Raw genomic sequence first — 18,751 nt, 5'->3', positions numbered from 1 at the left:
GCTACTTCGTTGATGTGTTTTATGTTAACGATGTAAGACCGATGAATACGTTGGAATTGCTGAGGAGGCAATTTGTCTTCCATGTTTTTTAGGGTATTTACCAATAAATAAGTATTTCCTTTGGTATAAACCTGACAATAATTGCGGTCGGCTTCAAGGTAATAAATGTCTTCAATAATGATTTTGACCATTACTTCGTTGTGGCGAACAAAAATTCGGTCGTCTAAAACAAATTTTTCTACGTTTGATTGAGGCTCACTTTTTTCTGCGAGAATTTTCTCCCCTGCCAATTCGATGGCGTGTTTTAAATCTAACTTTTTGAAGGGTTTCGATAAAAACGCATAAGGATTAGTCGCCTTGGCTCGTGTAAAATGAGCTTCGTCGGTGTTAGCAGTCAGATAAATTATCGGAATTGAACCATATAGTTGCATTTGAGTTGCGGTTTCGATACCGTCCAGCTCGCCTTTCAAGTTGATATCCATCAATACCAAATCCGGTTTATCAGTTTTGATAGCATTGATGGCATCTTCACCGCGTGGGATAATTCCCAGAATTTCGTAACCAATATTCTCCAATTGCATCGCCAAATTGGCCGCAATAATCATTTCATCTTCAACAATCAGTATTTTTAAGGGAATTTGCATATTTTTTTGTTACTGGAAAACTGGTTATTGGTTACTGGGCAACTGGTTTAGTTTGGAATTGGTTGATTTATGACCATTAACCAATTTTCTAATAACCATTAACTAATTTCACGCTGCTAATTGTCTTTTAAAATCTATCGAAATAATTGTGCCTTCACGCACCTCTTGGGTTAGTTTTCCACCAATTTGACGAGTGAGCAAATCTACTAATTGCGTGCCAAAGCCAGTACCTTTTGCTTTTGTGTCCAGACTTTTTCCGATGCCATTATCGCTTATTTTCAGTGTCAGATTATTTTTATCAATATTTTCGAGGCTTAATTTAATTGTGCCTTTTTTACCATTCGGGAAGGCATATTTTAATGAGTTTGTCAAAAGTTCATTCACAATTAAACCCACAGGCACGGCGGTATCTACATCTAATTCAATTTCGTTCATGTCAATATTAACCTCAATTCGGTCAGTTTCGTTATAAGAATCAAGAATATTTTCACAAAGATTCTGGAAATAATTCTTCATCTCGATAAACGCCAAATGCTCGCTTTGATAGAGTTTTTGGTGCAAAATGCCCATGCTTTGCACACGATTTTGGCTTGCCAGCATGGCATCTTGTATTTCGGGGTCTTCGATTTTGGCTGATTGTAGTGCCAAAAGGCTCGAAACGACTTCTAAATTATTTTTTACCCGATGGTGGATTTCTTTGAGAAGCAATTCGTTTTCGGCATTTTTGGCGGTGAGCTGGTTAAGTGTAGTTTCGAGCGTGATATTCTGTGAATTTATTTTTTCTTTTTGTTCTTGCAAAACTGTGTTCGCTTTTTGTTTTTGGCGGTTATTGCGGTAAAGTATAAAAGCAGTCAGAAGGGCTGTGAATAGCAGACCAATGACTGTGTTGAATCGCAATTCGTTTTTGGCATAAACAGCCGCTAAATTTAGGTCTTCGATGCGTTGTTTTTCTTTGATTTCTAAAATTTTGACCTGTTTATTTTTCTCAATATTTGTTACGGTATCTTTAGCAGCCATCGAGAGTTTGAGGTAATCAAAAGCTTTTATTGGATTGTTTTTTTCAAAAATCTGCGAAAGCAAACCTGCCGAATTCATTACTACCAAATAGTTTCGTAGTTGTTTTGCTCCATCAAGAGCTTTTTCGGCATAAATTTTAGCTGAATCTGGCTTTGATTGTGCAAAATAGATTTGTGCGAGTTCGTTCTGAACTTCATTCGTAAAAAAGTCTAATCGGTCTTCTTCTGATTTTTCGATAATCTGTTTGCAATAGCTGATAGCCTCGTTGAAGTTTTTGAGTTTGCTATTGATGCGAGCGAGAACTAACTTTGGGTAGCCCTCTTGCATCGGGAAAAACTTTTTGGAGTAATTGAGCGTTTCTGTGGCGATAATCTTAGCAGAATCTAATTTATTTTCTCTTTCATATTCTTGTGAAAGCAAAAACATCGCACTCCATTGCGTAAAAGGGTCGGTTACTCGCATTTTTGGGTGAAAATATGATTTCCTTGCCCACTTCAATGCTTCTTTATCATCACCCAGTTTTTGGTAAAGTAAGCCCATCATATTGATGCCAAAAACCTCTCGAATAGGAGCGTGGGTTCTACTCAGTTCCATCTGTTTGTAAGCAGATTTAAAACCAATATCGAACGAAGAGGTAATGGCATAAGAGAAACACAGAGCTTCTAAGCATTCAATTTCTCCGATTGGAAACTTGGCTTTTTGGGCTAATGCTAAGCCTTTACTAGCAAAACTGATAGATTCTGTGGTGTTGCTGAGTGTAGTTGCTCGACTAATCCAATAAAATGCGTGTACTTTGGCTGTATCATTTGCACTACTATTGATTATATTCTTAAGGCTATCTAATGCTGATTTATTCAATGGGGCTGGCTGAGCAAAAACATAAACAACCGAAGACAAAGCTATAATAAAAAAGGGTATAAGTTTTTTCATAGGGAGCAGTTGTTGGTAAAGAGTTTTAGAAATCTGATTACCATTTTTAGTTTTTAGGGCTGTTCTTATGCAAATTAGGGAAAAACTTTATGAATAAAATAAAAAGCCCCTTTTAATCATAAAGACCAAAAGGGGACAGAATGTTTTGAAGGTATTCTTTATTAAAGGTTTTTCTTGAAAACGTCAACCAAGGCCCATAAATCAGCTTCAGTATTATAAACATTTTGTGAAACACGAATAGCAACGCCACGATTGGATACAAAGATTTTATTGGCTGAGAGTTGTTCGGTAAAGGCTTGATTATTAACTGATTCTGGTAAAGCGATACCCAATAAATGATTGGCTCGGTTAGCTGAATCTTCTACCCAACAGTCTAATTCTTGAAGCGTTTTTAATGGTTTTTCGATGATTTCGGCACAATAGTTTTGCATATTATTTACGCCCCAATTCAATATTTGAGTAAGCGAATCTTCAAGCATCGGCACTTGAATAAATTGCGTATGCTCTCCCATATTATAGCGTTGGGCTTTGGGTCTGTACGCACGTTCGTAGCGTATGAGTTGGGCAAAATTATCGCTTTCGGCACGGTGCATCCAAGATTCTTCAACGGGTACACCTTCATCAAAAAATTCTCCGAAATAGGCCATACCGATGCTATAAGGCCCCAAAAGCCATTTATAACCTGCACAGATAAGAGCATCTGGCCGAATTTTCTGAATATCAAAATCAAGCATCCCGACCGATTGCGTACCGTCAATGACCAATAAAGCACCTACTTCTTTACAGCGTTTCGAGACAGCTTCTAAATCAAATTTTACGCCGTAAATCCAATGGATATGTGGCATAACAACCATCGCAGTTTCGGTATTGATGCCTTCTAAAATTGCCTGATTCCACATTCCACCACGATTTTCGAGAGTATCGGGTTTGGCGATAGTTTTATATGCTAAATTATGTTTCTGACAAACACGGTCGAAGGCATAAACATTATTCGGAAATTCATCTTGAATCTGAATTATGTGTTTTTTAGCTGAAAGATTGGGTAAACGATGCACATTATTAGCAACAACGGCCATTCCGTAAGAAACCGAAGATATTACTGCAATTCGCTCATAATCAGGCTCATTGATAAGCTGAGCGAAAAGTTTTTGTACTTTCTGAGGTAAAGCAAAATGGTCGCTGCCTTTGATTAAATGTGTGTGTGAAGCTTTCAGCTGAATACCATCAATTCCACGTTCGACTGAACTTTTGAGGGTAGGAGAGTAGGCCGCACCATTGAGATATGTTACGCCTTCTTCAATAGAAAATAGATGCTTTTGGTTAGTTAATGACATTATATTTATAGAATAAATCGAACGTCCAGATTGGACGTTCCTACGATATTTAACCAAAAATTTAGTTTAATCATACCTTTCTGGCTTGTAGAGGTCGATTTCGATACTATTTTTATGATTGTCAATTATTTCTTGTACCAATTTTCCAGTGGCAGGAGCAAGGCTCAAACCCATCATGGCGTGGCCAGAGGCAATCACAAGATTTTTATATTTGTTTGTGCGACCAATATAAGGCAAACCATCAGGCGAACACGGACGCAAACCATACCAAACTTGTTCTTTTTGTGGTATATCTATCTGATAATCAGGGAAATAATTTGGCACGGCCTTAATGATTCCACGTACACGATTCATATTTATTTCGTCGTTCAGTCCACCAATTTCCATTGTTCCACCAAAACGAATCAAATTGTCTGACATTGGCGTTATGGCAACTCTCGCTTCCAATAAAATGGATGGAATGTTGAGTTTTTTGCCTTGATTCTGCTCATAGGTTACGCTATAACCCTTACCCGCTTGCATCGGGAGCCCAATATTGAGCATATCTGCCAAAAGCGGCGACCATGAGCCAGTAGCAATAATTAAATGTTGAATGTTGAATGTTGAATGTTGAATGCTTTCTCCGATTTTCTGCTTAGTTTTAATGCTTTTTATTTTCTCCTTTTCAAACTCAAAGCCTGTTACTTCGGTATTGTAGAGAAACTTTACACCTTGATTTTCGAGGTGTCTTTTTAGGTTTTTTACTAATTGGTTTGGATATAAATGAGCATCTCCTTCGTAGAAAATTGCTCCTGCAACATCTGGTTTTACATCTGGCTCAAATTCGTGTAATTCTTTGGTAGAAAGTACTTTAGTTTTCAAGCCAAGTTCGTTGGCTTGGTGGGCTACCTCAACTTCTTCTTCAAAACTGTGTTCGGTTTTACAAAGCATCATCAAGCCTTTTTCTTCAAATGCAAAATCGAAATCGGGCGTTTTAGCTAACTCTTGGTACAAGGCTTTGCTAAGCAAACTAATATCTCGAAGAGCGGGCATGGCTCGCTCGACTTGCTTTTTGTTGGCTGCTTGATAAAATTTCAATCCCCAAGAAAGTAAATCAAGATTGAGGCGAGGTTTTACGTAAAACGGACTTTCAGAATTAAACATCCATTTGATACCTTTCTCAATCATTCCCGGCACTGCCAACGGGATAAAATGGCTTGGCACAATCATACCAGCATTGCCCATTGAGCAACTATCATCGCCATTTGAGCGTTCGATAATCGTTACTTCGTATCCTTGTTTATTGAGGTAATATGCTGAAAATAAGCCAATTACTCCGCTGCCGATGATGGTAATGTCACCCCCAGCCCCTAAAGGGGAGTCTGTATTATATTTGTGGTCTTTTTTCATGTTTTTGAGAATGTATTAATCCCTCTTTAGGGGGTAGGGGTGTTTTAAATCACCTGAAACCCAAAAGCATAAGGGTCATCTTGGTCGTCGATAGTGATAGTATTATTTCCGTAAATTCTTGCCCAACCTTCAATGCTCGGGTAAATTGCATCTTTTTCCCCGACTTTTGTTGTGCCTTCAATTCTACCGATAAATTTACTGCCGATAATACTTTCGTGAATAAATTCATCGCCTTGTTTCAATAAGCCTTTGGCAGCCCATTGTGCCATTCGGGCTGAAGTTCCAGTACCACAAGGAGAGCGGTCAATGGCTTTATCTCCATAAAATACTGCATTTCGGGCAGTTGATGTTGGGTCAATTACCTTTCCTGTCCATTCAATATGACTTAAACCATTGATAGTTGGGTTTTCGGGGTGAATAAAAGTATGTTTCTCATTGATTCTTTCACGCAAAACTTTTGCCCAAGTAATGAGTTGGTCAGCTCGGTAATTTTCTAAACCCGCAAAGTTTTCTTGTACATCAACAATTGCATAGAAATTTCCGCCATAAGCTACATCAACTTTCAGCATTCCCAAATCTGGACATTCAACTTCGATATTTTCAGCCGCCAGAAATGAAGCAACATTGGTCAATTTGACCGATTTTACTTTATTCCCTTCTTGCTTATATTCAATCAAAACCAAACCAGCAGGAGCTTCCATTCGCACAAAACCTGGCTTTTTTGGCTGAATTAGACCATGTTCGATGGCAATTGTAATTGTCCCGATTGTTCCATGCCCGCACATAGGAAGGCAACCTGATGTTTCGATAAATAGCACCGCAACGTCGTTCTCGGGGTCGTGGGGTGGGTATAAAATACTACCCGACATCATGTCGTGTCCACGAGGCTCAAACATCAAACCTTTACGAATCCAGTCATATTCACGCAGAAAATGCTGGCGTTTTTCGGACATATTTTTACCCTCTAAATTTGGTCCTCCACCAGCTACCAAACGAACTGGATTGCCACATGTATGGGCATCTATGCAAAAGAACCCCCCAGCCCCTAAAGGGGAGCTTACATTTTCTATGCAAATGGGAGGAGTAGTGTTTTCTTTCATAATCATACAACGAGAATTTAATATCCCCCTTTAGGGGTTAGGGGTTATATCAGCGGTAAAACTGGTCTTGTGGCCAACGAATCGTTGATGATTTTTAAGATTCGCTCTCTTTCTTCTCCTGCCAAAGGTAAACGTGGTTCACGTACCCATTCGGTGCCGAGTCCAGTTGCCACTTGAGCAAGTTTGATATTTTGAATGAATTTGGTCGAAACATCTAAGTGCATCAACGGGAAGTGCCAACGATAAATCGCACGGGCTTCCTCGTAGCGGCCTTGTTTTACTAATTCATAAATTACAACGGTCTCACGTGGGAAGGCATCAACTAAGCCTGCGACCCAGCCATCAGCACCCATTACAAGGCTTTCGTAGGCCAAATCATCAACACCCGACATGATTTTGAATCGTCCGCCAAATTCGTTGATAATATCAGTCATATACCGAACATCCCCAGTTGATTCTTTCATGGCTTCAAAATGTGGGTTTGCTGCCAAATCATGGAACATCGGAATCGAAATAAAGTTTTTATAAGCCAACGGATTGTTATAAGCCAAAACTGGCAAGTCAGTCGAATCAGCTACACGATGTAAGTAGTGAAGAATCTCACGTTCATCGGCCGCATAACGCATCGGTGGCAATAACATAAAACCGTCAGCACCAGCTTGTTCGTAAGTTTTTGCGAGAGCTACAGCCTCACGAGTGATACATTCAGCAATACAAATCACCAATGGGACACGACCAGCTATGGTTTTCTTAGCAGAATCAAGCAAAGTTAATTTTTCATCATTAGTAAGCGTTCCGTTTTCGCCCAACGAGCCACAAATAATAATTCCATGCACTCCAGCTTCGATTTGTTTTTCGATGTTGAAGTTAAACATATCTAAATCAAGGCTTTCGTCTTGGAAAAAAGGAGTTGTTACGGCAGGATAAACGCCAGTCCACGATGGTTTCATATATTAATTATGAATGAGTGAATGATAGAATGAGTGAATGTTTTCTTTTGCAAAAGTAATATAGTCAATTTTAGAAAACTTATCTTAATTTCGCTAATAGTTGTACTAAATTATTCAAAAAATGAAATTGTATTTTAATATTGAGGTAAATTAGTATTTAATTTGTGCTGAAAATAAAAACCTCACCCAACCCTCTCCTCGAAGGAGAGGGCTTTCACTCCCTTCTCCTTCAAGGAGAAGGGTTGGGGATGAGGTGTTTACAAGAGATAAATGAAACCCCTTTTATTCCGAATTCCAAAAACTGAAACCGAGTCTTTCAGAGTGCAGGTCGATGATTTGCCATATTTTTATGATACGCTACATTTTCATCCTGAATGGCAAATTACGCTTATTCTTGAAAGTATGGGAACGCAATTTGTGGGTGATAATGTAGAGCGTTTTCAGCCTTTTGATGTGTATTTTCTGGGAAGTAATTTACCCCATGTTTTCCGAAATGATGCAGAATATTATGCCGAAAATCAGCGAGCGTACTCTGTTTCAGTCTATTTTCGGGGAGATTTATTGGGTGAAAACTTCTTCGATATTCCCGAAACTCAGCATTTGAAAGCATTACTCGCAGAAGCGTCGAGAGGAATCCGAATTAGAAATAATGAAGCAAATGCTCTCACGGATTTGATAAAGTCAATCGCCAATAAACAAGGTTTTGATAAATTATTGGCTTTTTTACAGATTCTCAACGAAATTGATATTTCGGCCAACAAAGAATTTCTATCAAGTATTACCTATCAATCTCCACAGAAAGAAGTTGATAATCAACGAATCAATGCAACGTTTGAGTTCTTAATGAAAAACTTCGAGCGAGAAATTTCATTGGAAGAGGTGGCCGAAATTGCCAATATGACGCCCAACGCTTTTTGTAGATTTTTTAAGCTTCGTACCCGAAAAACTTTTTCCGATTTCTTGAATGATATCCGAATCGGTCATGCTTGCCGAATGCTTCAAAACAATGAAAAAAGTGTGTTGGAAATCTGTTTTTCGAGCGGTTTTAATAATGTTTCAAATTTTAACCGACAATTTAAACGTCGTATGAAAATGTCGCCGAGTGCTTACTTGAAGCAGTTCTGATTATAATCTAATTTTCAAACCATCATAAGCCAGTCGAATATTAGGCGGGAGCTCTTTTTCGACTTCGCTATGTAAACCCATTTTATGGCTAATATGTGTAAAATAAGTCATTTCTGCATTCACTTTTTGGGCAACTTCAATGGCTTCATCAAGAGTGAAATGAGAGATATGTTTTTGGCGTTGTAAAGCTCCCAATACCAATACTTTTGAGCCATAAGCTTTCTCTAATTCTTGCTCAGAAATATAGTTTACATCGGTAATGTAGGTAAAATCTTTGATTCGGAAGCCTAAGACTGGCAAACGATGGTGCAGCACTTCGATAGGTGTGAAAGTTTCTTCTTGGATGGCGAATTCTTCATTACCAATTTCGTGCACATTAATCAATGGTACGCCAGGATATTTTTGTTCTTCAAAAGCGTAGGCAAATTCACGTTTGAGTTGAGCCAGCACTCTCGGATGCCCATAAAGGTCTAAGTGCTGAATGCCATGCAGATAATTGTAGGGGCGAATATCGTCCAGACCAGCCGTGTGGTCTTTGTGTTCGTGGGTGTAGATGATTCCGTCGATGCGAGGAATACGTTCACGGAGTGCTTGATGACGGAAATCAGGCCCCGTATCAATCACAAAACTTTTGTTTTCTACTTCAATCCAAACCGATACTCTGAGACGTTTATCTCGGTAATCCAGCGAATTACAAACTTCACACCCACACGTCAGTACCGGAATCCCGCCTGAAGTACCCGTTCCGAGAAAAGTTACTTGCATAATTTAATGAATGAGTGAATGATAGAATGAGTGAATGAAAAGTATCAAATAGATATTCTATCATTCACTCATTTACTCATTCAACATTAGATTTATTCCGTTAGTCCTTTTACTACCTCTACTAGTCTATCAAAATTAAGAGGTTTCATCAGTGCATCATTGAAACCTGCTTCTTTGAAATCAGTCTCTGAATAATTTTTTGCATTGCCTGTAATAGCTACAACAGGAAGATTTGCTTTCGATTTATCGCTCAATTCACGAATTGCCTTAACGCACTCCATTCCATCCATTATTGGCATGTTTATGTCGAGCAATAAGATATCAAAATCTTCTTTATCGAGCAATTGCATCACTTGTTCGCCATTCTTAACGGCAGTAATTTCAAAATTCTGGAATTCCAAAATCTTTTTGGCTAAGTTCTGAATCACTGAGCTGTCTTCGGCAATTAATACTCGTTTCATTGGATAATAATAAATGTTTTATAAAATGGTCTTATAAGAATTCAGTCGTAAATATAAGGAAAGATGATTTTCTACAAAATCAAATTTTGCATTATTTCAAAACTACATATAATTAGCATCAAAAACGATAAAAATTTTACAAAATTTCAGTTTTCATTTAAAATATTCATAAAATTTTGTGTGCTTTGTGCAAAAATTAAAATCTTATTGAATTGTTTAAATGTCGATGAATCGTACAATACCAACCGGAAAAAAAATATATTTTGCCTCTGACTTTCATTTAGGGGCTCCTTCTCCTTCCGAGAGCCTTAATCGTGAAAGAAGAATCGTTGATTGGCTGGAATCTATTCGCCATGATGCTGAAATTATATTTTTAGTGGGTGATTTGTTTGATTTTTGGTATGAATACAAGTACGTTGTACCGAAGGGATTTGTGCGTTTTTTTGGAAAATTGGCCGAATTATCAGACGCTGGCATCGAAATTATCGTTTTTTTGGGCAATCGCGATATGTGGATGACTGATTATTTTGAAACGGAACTCAATATTCGTACTATTCGCCGACCGCAAGTTTTTACATTTAATAATAAAACGTTTTATATGGGCCACGGTGATGGTCTTGGTGATGATGATTTTGGTTATAAAATTTTAAAAGTAATTTTTGAAGGGAGAATTCCAAGATTTTTGTTTGGAAGAGTTATGCATCCAAATCTGGGAATGTTGTTAGGACAACTCTGGACTAAAACCAGTTGGAAGAAAAAACTTAAACCAGAGGAGTTTTTGGGTGAAGAACGTGAACACTTAGTACAATATTCAAAGCAAATTGAAGCTAAAACTCACCATGATTTTTATGTTTTCGGCCACCGACATACAATGGCCGAAATGAATATCTCTGATACTGCTCGTTACGTAAACCTCGGTGATTGGATTTGGTATAACAGCTATGCGGTGTTTGATGGCGATAATATGCAACTACTAAGATACCAACCTAAGTAATCAGATAGAAAAACGTTAGTTTTTTTGTGGTATAATAATAATGAGTGCTCTACAGGGCTGTGAACTACTTATGCAATTGAGTTTAAGCAAAAACAGATGTTTTTTTCTCAATAAGTGAATTATTCAGAATATCAAGTTGCATGGCATCCCTGAAAGTCTTTAAACTAAAGGCTTGTTTGATGCTTTCAAGCTGAGCCAGATTGTGGCAATCTGAACCCAAAAAAGCCACTAATTTATTTTTGATTAGTAACTCGGCAAGAGCTTGGGCATGTTTAGAATAGTAGCCCACTAAAGAGCCAATATTTAATTGAAAAAGAACCCCACTGGATGCTAATCGACTGATTATCTCCATATCATTGATGTTTACGTAGCGTTCGGGGTGAGCCAATACGGGAGTATATCCTGCTTGTTTTATTCGAAGGCTAGCTTCAAGGATATAAGATGCTTTTGTGACAAACGAAGCTTCAAATAATAAATATTTTTTACTTCCTCCAAATGTTAGCACCTCTTTACGTTCTATGAGTCGAAAAAGTTCATCTTCTAGATAATATTCGGCAGCAGCTTCTAATTCTATCTCAATTTGTCTACGTTTTAAAACGCTTCTTAATACCTGTAGCGATTGTAAAATATCTTCGGAAGAGTTGTCATAATAACCCGTCATCACATGGGGGGTAGCAATAACCTTGCGATAACCCATTGCGTACATTTCTTTTAATATCCCTATACTCTGCTCGGTATCTTCAGGGCCATCATCTATTTGCGGTAATATGTGTGCATGTACATCGACAGTTAAACCAGAAACCTGAGTGTTGTTTGGCTCACTCAGAATCCCTTTTTTAAAGAATGATTCAAATATTGATGAAAGTTTATTTATTGGCATGGTAGGATTTAATAAAGGCAGCCTAAAAGCTAAACTGCTACAATAATTACCTGCCCCAAGACCATGCCAAATGCAACCATTTACACCATAAAAATATTAAGCGGTATCAATTGCTGACTGTAAGGTATTTTAAAAAAAAATATTTTGTAAATTGTGTGACTGGTACAGTTTATGTTGACAGCAATTCCTTGATTTTTTTTGAAAACTCATAGAAGGTAGGTAGCTCTAAATCTTTCTCCGAAACATTCGGATTTTTTATGCCCCAGTCAATATTTAAGTCAGGGTCATTCCAGATTATACCCCCCTCAGATGCCTTATTGTAATTGTTTGTACACTTATAGGAAAAAATTGAGTCTTCAAGTGCGGCAAATCCATGAGCAAAACCTTCTGGTATATAAACCATGTTTTGAAGTTTTGCATCTAAAATAAATTTTTCATATTTCCCGAAAGTAGGTGACTCCGGACGAATATCGACCGCTATATCAATGACTTTTCCTGTTATTACTCTAACGAGTTTGCCCTGTGCGAAGGGTTCATTTTGGAAATGAAGCCCACGCAGCACCCCAGCCGTAGAAAATGATTGATTATCTTGAACAAATTGATAAGGAATATCATTTTGAGCAAAAATATCTTGTCGGTAAGACTCGAAAAAATGTCCACGGGTATCGCCAAAGATTTTTGGGAAGATTTCGATTAGGCCTGCAATGCTTGTTTTTCTAAACTCCATTATAAGGTAACAATTTTAAAATAGCCAACTTTAATTTTCAATTAACTATTCAGATAATTAATTATTTTTAAAGTTAAAAACATACAAAAGTACGATTTACTAAATAAAATCATGTTATTTTTCTGATTAAATCGTATTAATTGTAGAAATTTGCCTCAAAAAAAATAGTAAAGAATGACAAAACAGCAGCTTTTCGAGCAAATCACAAAAAAAAACTCCTATTTGTGTGTGGGTCTTGATACCGACATAAAAAAAATACCGTCTCATCTCCTTAAAGAAAAAGACCCAATTTTTGAATTTAATCGTCAGATTATCGACGCAACCGCGGAGTATGCAGTTGCTTACAAACCCAACATTGCGTTTTACGAGGCATTGGGGGCAAAAGGCTGGGAAAGTTTACAACGCACAATTGAATATATACCACAAGAATGCTTTACGATTGCTGATGCCAAACGAGGTGATATTGGGAATACATCGGGGCTTTATGCTCGTACATTCTTTGATAAATCATCATCAGGACTGGATTTTGATTCGGTAACGGTTGCACCATATATGGGCAGCGATTCGGTTATGCCTTTCTTAGAATTTGAAGGAAAATGGGTGATTCTTTTAGCTCTTACTTCAAACGCAGGTGGCGATGATTTTCAGCAGTTATTAATAGGTCATAAACATTTATTTGAACAAGTAATTTTGACTTCTCAAAAATGGGCTGATTCAGAGCGAATGATGTATGTTGTGGGTGCGACAAAAGCAGATAAACTGCAAAAAATCAGAGAAGTAGCTCCCGAACATTTTTTACTCGTGCCAGGCGTCGGAGCTCAAGGTGGTAGTTTAGAAGAAGTATCGAAATATGGTATGAATAAGCAATGTGGCTTGTTGGTAAATTCTTCGAGAGCCATTATTTATGCTTCTTCTGGTGAAGATTTCGCTCAAGTTGCTGCCAAAGAAGCACAAACTATACAGCAAGAAATGGAGAAATATTTGCAGATGTATTTGTAGAACACCTTTTTCATTCTTACATTCTACATTCTTAATTCTTAATTGATTATGAACGAAGCATTTCTACACTATCTTTGGCAATTTCAGCAGTTTGATAAATCAAATTTGCAAACGATTTTGGGTGAAAAGGTTTCTGTACTAAAAACAGGTATTCTGAATACTGATGCTGGCCCCGATTTTACTAATGCTCGTCTTCAAATCAATGAAATTGAGTGGGTTGGGAATGTAGAAATTCATGTAAAATCTTCGGATTGGCAGCTTCATAAACACCAACATAACGAAGCCTACAATAATGTAATTCTGCATGTAGTTTGGGAAAATGATCAAACAATCATGCGGCAAAATGGTAGTTTGATTCCGACACTCGAATTGAAATCAATTACAGATATTCAGCTTCTTGATAAATATCAGTATTTGATTGATAGTCAGTCTGTTATTCCGTGTAAAGAGCATTTTACGGATGTGTCTGATTTATCGAAATTTGCCATTTTAGATAAAGTTTTGGCGAAGCGTTTGCAGCAAAAAGCTCAAGTTGTGGAGCAACTTTTAGAGAAAAATAACGGTGATTGGGAAGAAACGGCGTATCAGCTTTTAGCCCGAAACTTTGGTTTTAAACTCAATTCTGAAACATTTCTGCGGCTTGCTCAAAATCTACCATTAAAAGTCCTGCAAAAGCACCGAGATAATCTTACACAAATCGAAGCCATGCTATTCGGGCAAGCGGGTTTGATTGAGGAAATGGATGAATATTCTGAAAAACTAAGCCAAGAATATGATTTCTTTTCGGCGAAATTTTCTTTGAAACAAAACCAATTAAGTTCGCACGAATGGAAGTTTTTGCGTACTCGACCTGCCAATTTTCCAACTATTCGTATTGCACAATTGGCTAAGCTGATTACGCAACAACAGAGTTTCTTTTCGCTTTTTACCCAAACCAATTCGATAGAAGATTTACGAAATGCACTGAAAATTGAGCAGTCGACTTATTGGCAAGAGCATTATAATTTTGGGAAAGTTGCCAGTAAGAAATTGGTAGGTTTAGGGAAAGACTCAATCAATAATATTTTAATAAATACGGTCATTCCACTTTTGGCTTGTTATTCAGAAAAAACTGATAATCAGGAATTTATGGCAAGGTGCGTGAGTTTTTTGGAGGCATTGCCAGCCGAAGAAAATCACATAACAGAAATGTGGGGAGGATTAGGACTGACCATAAAGTCAGCTTTCGATTCGCAAGCGAGTATTGAACTTTACAATAATTTCTGCACACACAAACGCTGTTTGCAATGCAATGTTGGAATTGAGATTTTGAGAAGATAAGTAGTCCACGGTCAATAATCGACAAGTCCACAGAAAGTTAATGGGCTTATAAACAGCCTCTTAGCTATTTATAGAATTGTCGATTATATAAATCTTATTACTTAATGCAGAGTGTAGAATTAAAAACTTAATACTTATTCTTAATTCTACATTCTTAATTCTACATTTGTACTTGACTACGTACGATTTACCATCGAAATGCCCGATACCAACAAAATTAGGCCTAAAACGGCTGGAGCTATTTTTCTTGCACCTTTCACGGTCAAGCCCATCACGGTATCATCGGCCGACATAAATGCAATACAAGCAAACAACAATAATAATAGGCCCATTCCAGCTAAAATTCCGCCGAGCATTCTTTTAAATTTAGTTCCGTCATTCATTCCTTATCTTCGAGTTTAGGTGTTTTAAATTTTTATTTATTAAGAGAAAAATCCAGCTAATAGCATTTCAAATCTTTCTTCAATTTTCATTGGTAAATTTAATTCTAATAGTTTATAGTTGCTTTTCCAGTATCTGAAAGTGGAATAAACTCTCCTTTATTCATTTCAAAATGCTCAAACCAATTTTGAGTTCTTGGATTAAAAAGTGGTACTAATTCTCCACCAAACTCCAAAATAGTAGCAATATTTGAACCCTTTTTCCAATTACAAGGTGAACAGCAATATGCGAGGTTATTGAGTGTATTTGGTCCACCATGCTGCAAAGCTATGATATGTTCGATATGATACTCGTAAGAAGAAAGAAATTCAGGGACATGACAATATTCACAACGGTGATTAGCACGTTCGATGATTAACTTCTTTTTGGCACGAGAAATATAAATACTCATATCGACATATTGAGTTTTTGCATTGCTTTTGCTTTTGCCAAACGTACAATATGCTCAACTGTCATATATCGCTCCATTTCAGCATTTTCGTCAGCAGTCAAACCTACACTTGAATTTTTTTCTAATAGAATGTTCACTCGTTCTTGTGCTTTGGCCGAAACCTTGTATGCCAAAACTTTGCGAGGTGAAAGATTAGCTAAGAAAAAAGCTAATTCATCATATACCGAATTATATTCTAATACCATTGTCTTAATGTTTGATTGCTATCTGAGAAATATTATTCTTCAATGCTCAATAATGGTCTTATTTCTTCTATACTTTTTACGGGTTTCAAGTTCAGTTTTTCACCTTCTTTCAATACATAGTCTAAAGATGGCTCAAATTCGTTTGGGATAATTCCTTCTAAAACTGCTTCTCGTAAGGCCAGTTTTATAGTTCCAACTTCTTTCGAGGGCTTCAAATCAAAAACTTCCATGATTATCTCACCCGTGATTACTGGCTGAAAATTACGAAGTTTATCTTTTTCTTCCAACTCTACTAGCATTTCTTCTACTTTATCAAAGTTGGCGAGGTATTTTCTTACTTTATTTGGGTCTTTTGAAGTAATATCGGCTCGGCACAAAATCATCAAATATTCCAAATCTTCGCCTGCCTCAAACAATAGCCTACGTAATGCCGAATCGGTGATGCTCTCTTTGGCCAGTGCAATTGGGCGAAGGTGTAAGCGTACCAGTTTTTTCACCATTCGCATTTTACCATCAAGCGGCAATTTTAGCTTTCGGAAAATAGTTGGAGTCATTTTACCACCTAACTCCTCGTGTCCGTGAAACGACCAGCCAATTTTCGGGTGAAAACGTTTGGTTGCTGGCTTAGCAATATCATGCAAGATTGCGGCCCAACGTAACCATAGGTCATTCGACTTAACGGCCACATTATCAAGCACTTGTAGCGTATGATAAAAATTGTCTTTATGGCCTTTTCCATCTTGGGTTTCTACACCTTGAAGCTCACAAAACTCTGGAAAAATGATTTGCAGTAAACCCGTATAAAACAATAGTTTGAAACCATAAGAAGGCGTTTTCGACAGCACTATTTTATTCAGCTCATCAGTAATGCGTTCTTGTGAAACAATGCTGATGCGGTCTTTCATGGCCGCAATGGCATCGAAAGTTTTTCCGTCGATATCGAAGCCAAGTTGTGAAGCAAACCTCACGGCACGCATCATGCGGAGTGGGTCGTCGGAAAATGTAATTTCTGGTTCGAGAGGTGTGCGAATCAACTTACGTTTAATATCTTCCACTCCACCGAATGGGTCGATTAGCTCACCGTAGTTTTTTATATTTAATGAAATTCCAAGAGCATTTATCGTAAAATCTCGACGATTTTGGTCATCTTCGAGTGTACCGTCTTCGACCAAAGGCTTGCGAGAATCGTGGCGATAAGATTCTCTTCTTGCCCCAACAAATTCAATTTCTATATCTCCCGATTTGATTTGTGCTGTCCCGAAATTCTTGAAGAAACTGACATAAACATTAGCGGTAGCATCATTTTTTTCGAGGTTTTTGGCAACTTTTTCCGCCAATTCAATGCCACTTCCCACACAAACAACGTCAATATCTTTGTTTGGGCGATTCAATATAAGGTCACGAACGTATCCGCCAATTACATAAGCATCGACATTTATTTCGGCTGCCGAACGTGCAATTAGTTCAAAAATGGGTTCGTTTTGTAAGTTTTCTTTAAAATTCATTTAGTCGATGGTCAATAGACGACAGTCGATAGTTTTTGTAAACTGTTCTATAAAAATACAAAGGTACAAAGGATTGAAGACCTAAACAATTTCGGTAAGAATATTACAGAAAAACTACGAAAACTAATGCAAAAAATGTAATTTTGAAACGAATATGATAAGTCAATGAATAAACTCACTGGCCATCAGAACAAAGAATAATACTATAAAAACAAAACGATTTGAATCGTTTTATAACAAAAATCCTTTGTTCTATTAAACGGCGATTTCAATCGCTGTTTTCATCGAAAACAAAAACTCAAAACATGACTCCAAATATTCCAGAAACTAACCAAACTCGTATCGTAATTGTCGGTGCTGGTTTTGGTGGTTTGGCTCTCGCTCAAAAACTCGCCAAGCATGATGTGCAGATTGTATTGATTGATAAAAATAACTATCATCAATTTCAGCCACTTTTTTACCAGGTTGCCATGGCTGGACTTGAGCCAAGTTCGATTTCGTTTCCGCTTCGTAAGATTTTTCAAAGAAAGAAAAATGTACACATTCGCATTACAAAAGTGCTGAAAGTGAATACCGAACTGCAAACTTTAGAAACCGAATTAGGCGAACTCAGCTACGATTATCTGGTGATGGCTATGGGGGCGGATACTAATTTTTTTGGTATGGAAAATATTATCAAAAATGCCATGCCGATGAAGTCAGTTTCGGAAGCTATCTATCTGAGAAACAAGGTTTTACAAAATTTAGAAGATGCTCTTACGGCCACGGATGCTGATGCTCGTGAAGGTTTGATGAACATGGTGGTGGTTGGAACTGGACCAACGGGAGTGGAGGTTTCGGGAACTTTGGCTGAAATGAAGCGTCTGATTTTGCCAAAAGACTATCCCGAACTAGATTTCAATCAGATGAAAATCTATTTGTTTGGTTCGTCGCCAGAGGTATTGGAAGTAATGTCAGATGAGGCCTCGGTGAAAAGTAAAGAATATCTCGAAAGGTTGGGTGTAATTGTGCGAAACGGTGTAAGAATTACGGATTTTGATGGCAAATACGCTTACACGCAAGAGGGCGAAAAAATCAGAACCAATAATGTAGTTTGGGCGGCAGGAATCAAAGGCAATTCGATTGAAGGTTTCCCGAAAGAAGTTTACGGCGGTGGTAACAGGTTGAAAGTCAATGCTTTTAATCAAGTAGATGGTTTGCCAAATGTTTTTGCTGTGGGTGATATCGCTTTGATGAATGGCGACCCAAAATTCCCGAATGGACACCCGCAAGTGGCACAACCTGCCATTCAGCAAGGTGAATTATTGGCAAAAAATCTCTTGAAAATTATGAGAAAAGAAGAGCCAGTGGGTTTTGAATATAAAGATTTAGGCTCGATGGCTACCGTTGGAAGGCATTTAGCGGTAGTTGATTTACCTTTCTGGAAATTTCAAGGGGCTTTTGCGTGGTATGTTTGGATGTTTGTGCATTTAATGGCCATCTTGGGCGTAAAAAACAAAGTAATGGTATTTATCAACTGGCTTTGGAATTATGT

The 18,751-nt window shown here is 37.6% G+C and carries 19 protein-coding genes; 5 read left to right on the top strand and 14 right to left on the bottom strand.

Annotated elements, in window-relative coordinates; genetic code table 11:
* The 6 genes from ACOVO2_RS24715 to ACOVO2_RS24690 all read right to left on the bottom strand — a co-directional run.
* A partial coding sequence (locus ACOVO2_RS24715) for a LytR/AlgR family response regulator transcription factor (RefSeq protein WP_421772541.1) occupies positions 1-644 on the bottom strand: 644 nt, incomplete at its 3' end.
* A 108-nt stretch (positions 645-752) separates the two neighbouring features.
* A complete protein-coding gene (locus ACOVO2_RS24710) occupies positions 753-2,591 on the bottom strand; it encodes a tetratricopeptide repeat-containing sensor histidine kinase (RefSeq protein WP_421772540.1) in 1,839 nt (612 codons plus the stop codon).
* Positions 2,592-2,752: 161 nt separating this feature from the next.
* The gene (locus ACOVO2_RS24705) at positions 2,753-3,925 is read right to left on the bottom strand and encodes an aminotransferase class V-fold PLP-dependent enzyme (RefSeq protein ID WP_421772539.1); all 1,173 of its coding nucleotides are present in this window, start codon (positions 3,923-3,925) and stop codon (positions 2,753-2,755) included.
* A 66-nt stretch (positions 3,926-3,991) separates the two neighbouring features.
* Complete coding sequence (locus ACOVO2_RS24700; protein WP_421772538.1) at positions 3,992-5,314, bottom strand: NAD(P)/FAD-dependent oxidoreductase; 1,323 nt, start codon at positions 5,312-5,314, stop codon at positions 3,992-3,994.
* Positions 5,315-5,358: 44 nt separating this feature from the next.
* On the bottom strand, positions 5,359-6,420 hold the full coding sequence (locus ACOVO2_RS24695) for a 4-hydroxyproline epimerase (RefSeq protein WP_421772537.1): 1,062 nt from the start codon (positions 6,418-6,420) through the stop codon (positions 5,359-5,361).
* A gap of 38 nt (positions 6,421-6,458) precedes the next feature.
* On the bottom strand, positions 6,459-7,364 hold the full coding sequence (locus tag ACOVO2_RS24690; RefSeq protein WP_421772536.1) for a dihydrodipicolinate synthase family protein: 906 nt from the start codon (positions 7,362-7,364) through the stop codon (positions 6,459-6,461).
* Between the two features lie 270 nt (positions 7,365-7,634).
* On the opposite strand from ACOVO2_RS24690, the gene ACOVO2_RS24685 reads away from it, so the two are divergent.
* A complete protein-coding gene (locus ACOVO2_RS24685; RefSeq protein ID WP_421772535.1) occupies positions 7,635-8,489 on the top strand; it encodes an AraC family transcriptional regulator in 855 nt (284 codons plus the stop codon).
* On the opposite strand, the gene ACOVO2_RS24680 is transcribed toward ACOVO2_RS24685, so the two are convergent.
* Complete coding sequence (locus ACOVO2_RS24680) at positions 8,490-9,254, bottom strand: MBL fold metallo-hydrolase (RefSeq protein ID WP_421772534.1); 765 nt, start codon at positions 9,252-9,254, stop codon at positions 8,490-8,492.
* Between the two features lie 92 nt (positions 9,255-9,346).
* Positions 9,347-9,715: a response regulator gene (locus tag ACOVO2_RS24675; RefSeq protein ID WP_421772533.1), complete on the bottom strand. Its 369-nt coding sequence runs from the start codon at positions 9,713-9,715 to the stop codon at positions 9,347-9,349.
* 226 nt (positions 9,716-9,941) lie between these two features.
* On the opposite strand from ACOVO2_RS24675, the gene ACOVO2_RS24670 reads away from it, so the two are divergent.
* The gene (locus ACOVO2_RS24670; RefSeq protein WP_421772532.1) at positions 9,942-10,709 is read left to right on the top strand and encodes a UDP-2,3-diacylglucosamine diphosphatase; all 768 of its coding nucleotides are present in this window, start codon (positions 9,942-9,944) and stop codon (positions 10,707-10,709) included.
* 82 nt (positions 10,710-10,791) lie between these two features.
* On the opposite strand, the gene ACOVO2_RS24665 is transcribed toward ACOVO2_RS24670, so the two are convergent.
* Entirely contained in the window at positions 10,792-11,589 is a 798-nt protein-coding gene (locus ACOVO2_RS24665) for a tyrosine-protein phosphatase (RefSeq protein ID WP_421772531.1), read from the bottom strand.
* A gap of 169 nt (positions 11,590-11,758) precedes the next feature.
* Complete coding sequence (gene rfbC / locus ACOVO2_RS24660) at positions 11,759-12,316, bottom strand: dTDP-4-dehydrorhamnose 3,5-epimerase (protein WP_421772530.1); 558 nt, start codon at positions 12,314-12,316, stop codon at positions 11,759-11,761.
* 174 nt (positions 12,317-12,490) lie between these two features.
* On the opposite strand from rfbC, the gene pyrF reads away from it, so the two are divergent.
* Both pyrF and ACOVO2_RS24650 read left to right on the top strand, forming a co-directional pair.
* Positions 12,491-13,315, top strand: a complete 825-nt coding sequence (pyrF, locus tag ACOVO2_RS24655; protein WP_421772529.1) for an orotidine-5'-phosphate decarboxylase — start codon at positions 12,491-12,493, stop codon at positions 13,313-13,315.
* Positions 13,316-13,363: 48 nt separating this feature from the next.
* Complete coding sequence (locus tag ACOVO2_RS24650; protein ID WP_421772528.1) at positions 13,364-14,635, top strand: DUF2851 family protein; 1,272 nt, start codon at positions 13,364-13,366, stop codon at positions 14,633-14,635.
* Positions 14,636-14,811: 176 nt separating this feature from the next.
* Here the strand turns inward: ACOVO2_RS24650 and ACOVO2_RS24645 are convergent, their stop codons facing one another.
* From ACOVO2_RS24645 to ACOVO2_RS24630, 4 genes are all read right to left on the bottom strand, one after another.
* Positions 14,812-15,018, bottom strand: coding sequence for a hypothetical protein (locus tag ACOVO2_RS24645; RefSeq protein WP_064197826.1), 207 nt, complete (start codon positions 15,016-15,018; stop codon positions 14,812-14,814).
* Positions 15,019-15,122: 104 nt separating this feature from the next.
* On the bottom strand, positions 15,123-15,467 hold the full coding sequence (locus ACOVO2_RS24640) for an HNH endonuclease (RefSeq protein WP_421772527.1): 345 nt from the start codon (positions 15,465-15,467) through the stop codon (positions 15,123-15,125).
* Positions 15,464-15,712 carry a hypothetical protein gene (locus ACOVO2_RS24635; protein ID WP_421772526.1) on the bottom strand — a complete coding sequence of 83 codons (249 nt, stop codon included), beginning with the start codon at positions 15,710-15,712 and terminating at the stop codon, positions 15,464-15,466. The genes ACOVO2_RS24640 and ACOVO2_RS24635 overlap by 4 nt, the downstream gene beginning before the upstream one ends.
* 32 nt (positions 15,713-15,744) lie before the next feature.
* On the bottom strand, positions 15,745-17,217 hold the full coding sequence (locus ACOVO2_RS24630) for a CCA tRNA nucleotidyltransferase (RefSeq protein ID WP_421772525.1): 1,473 nt from the start codon (positions 17,215-17,217) through the stop codon (positions 15,745-15,747).
* Between the two features lie 305 nt (positions 17,218-17,522).
* On the opposite strand from ACOVO2_RS24630, the gene ACOVO2_RS24625 reads away from it, so the two are divergent.
* A partial coding sequence (locus tag ACOVO2_RS24625) for an NAD(P)/FAD-dependent oxidoreductase (RefSeq protein ID WP_421772524.1) occupies positions 17,523-18,751 on the top strand: 1,229 nt, incomplete at its 3' end.

The organism is Emticicia sp. (assembly GCF_049241225.1).
Classification (GTDB): Bacteria; Bacteroidota; Bacteroidia; order Cytophagales; family Spirosomataceae; genus Emticicia.
Note: the sequence above shows the minus strand (reverse complement) of the source record. Positions and strands in the feature narration are given on the sequence as shown.

Excerpts from the sequence above, each read along its gene's own strand:
- ACOVO2_RS24710 (WP_421772540.1), bottom strand. The coding sequence starts at position 2,591 with ATGAAAAAACTTATACCCTTTTTTATTATAGCTTTGTCTTCGGTTGTT.
- ACOVO2_RS24705 (WP_421772539.1), bottom strand. The coding sequence starts at position 3,925 with ATGTCATTAACTAACCAAAAGCATCTATTTTCTATTGAAGAAGGCGTA.
- ACOVO2_RS24700 (WP_421772538.1), bottom strand. The coding sequence starts at position 5,314 with ATGAAAAAAGACCACAAATATAATACAGACTCCCCTTTAGGGGCTGGG.
- ACOVO2_RS24695 (WP_421772537.1), bottom strand. The coding sequence starts at position 6,420 with ATGATTATGAAAGAAAACACTACTCCTCCCATTTGCATAGAAAATGTA.
- ACOVO2_RS24690 (WP_421772536.1), bottom strand. The coding sequence starts at position 7,364 with ATGAAACCATCGTGGACTGGCGTTTATCCTGCCGTAACAACTCCTTTT.
- ACOVO2_RS24685 (WP_421772535.1), top strand. The coding sequence starts at position 7,635 with ATGAAACCCCTTTTATTCCGAATTCCAAAAACTGAAACCGAGTCTTTC.
- ACOVO2_RS24680 (WP_421772534.1), bottom strand. The coding sequence starts at position 9,254 with ATGCAAGTAACTTTTCTCGGAACGGGTACTTCAGGCGGGATTCCGGTA.
- ACOVO2_RS24675 (WP_421772533.1), bottom strand. The coding sequence starts at position 9,715 with ATGAAACGAGTATTAATTGCCGAAGACAGCTCAGTGATTCAGAACTTA.
- ACOVO2_RS24670 (WP_421772532.1), top strand. The coding sequence starts at position 9,942 with ATGAATCGTACAATACCAACCGGAAAAAAAATATATTTTGCCTCTGAC.
- ACOVO2_RS24665 (WP_421772531.1), bottom strand. The coding sequence starts at position 11,589 with ATGCCAATAAATAAACTTTCATCAATATTTGAATCATTCTTTAAAAAA.
- rfbC (WP_421772530.1), bottom strand. The coding sequence starts at position 12,316 with ATGGAGTTTAGAAAAACAAGCATTGCAGGCCTAATCGAAATCTTCCCA.
- pyrF (WP_421772529.1), top strand. The coding sequence starts at position 12,491 with ATGACAAAACAGCAGCTTTTCGAGCAAATCACAAAAAAAAACTCCTAT.
- ACOVO2_RS24650 (WP_421772528.1), top strand. The coding sequence starts at position 13,364 with ATGAACGAAGCATTTCTACACTATCTTTGGCAATTTCAGCAGTTTGAT.
- ACOVO2_RS24645 (WP_064197826.1), bottom strand. The coding sequence starts at position 15,018 with ATGAATGACGGAACTAAATTTAAAAGAATGCTCGGCGGAATTTTAGCT.
- ACOVO2_RS24640 (WP_421772527.1), bottom strand. The coding sequence starts at position 15,467 with ATGAGTATTTATATTTCTCGTGCCAAAAAGAAGTTAATCATCGAACGT.
- ACOVO2_RS24635 (WP_421772526.1), bottom strand. The coding sequence starts at position 15,712 with ATGGTATTAGAATATAATTCGGTATATGATGAATTAGCTTTTTTCTTA.
- ACOVO2_RS24630 (WP_421772525.1), bottom strand. The coding sequence starts at position 17,217 with ATGAATTTTAAAGAAAACTTACAAAACGAACCCATTTTTGAACTAATT.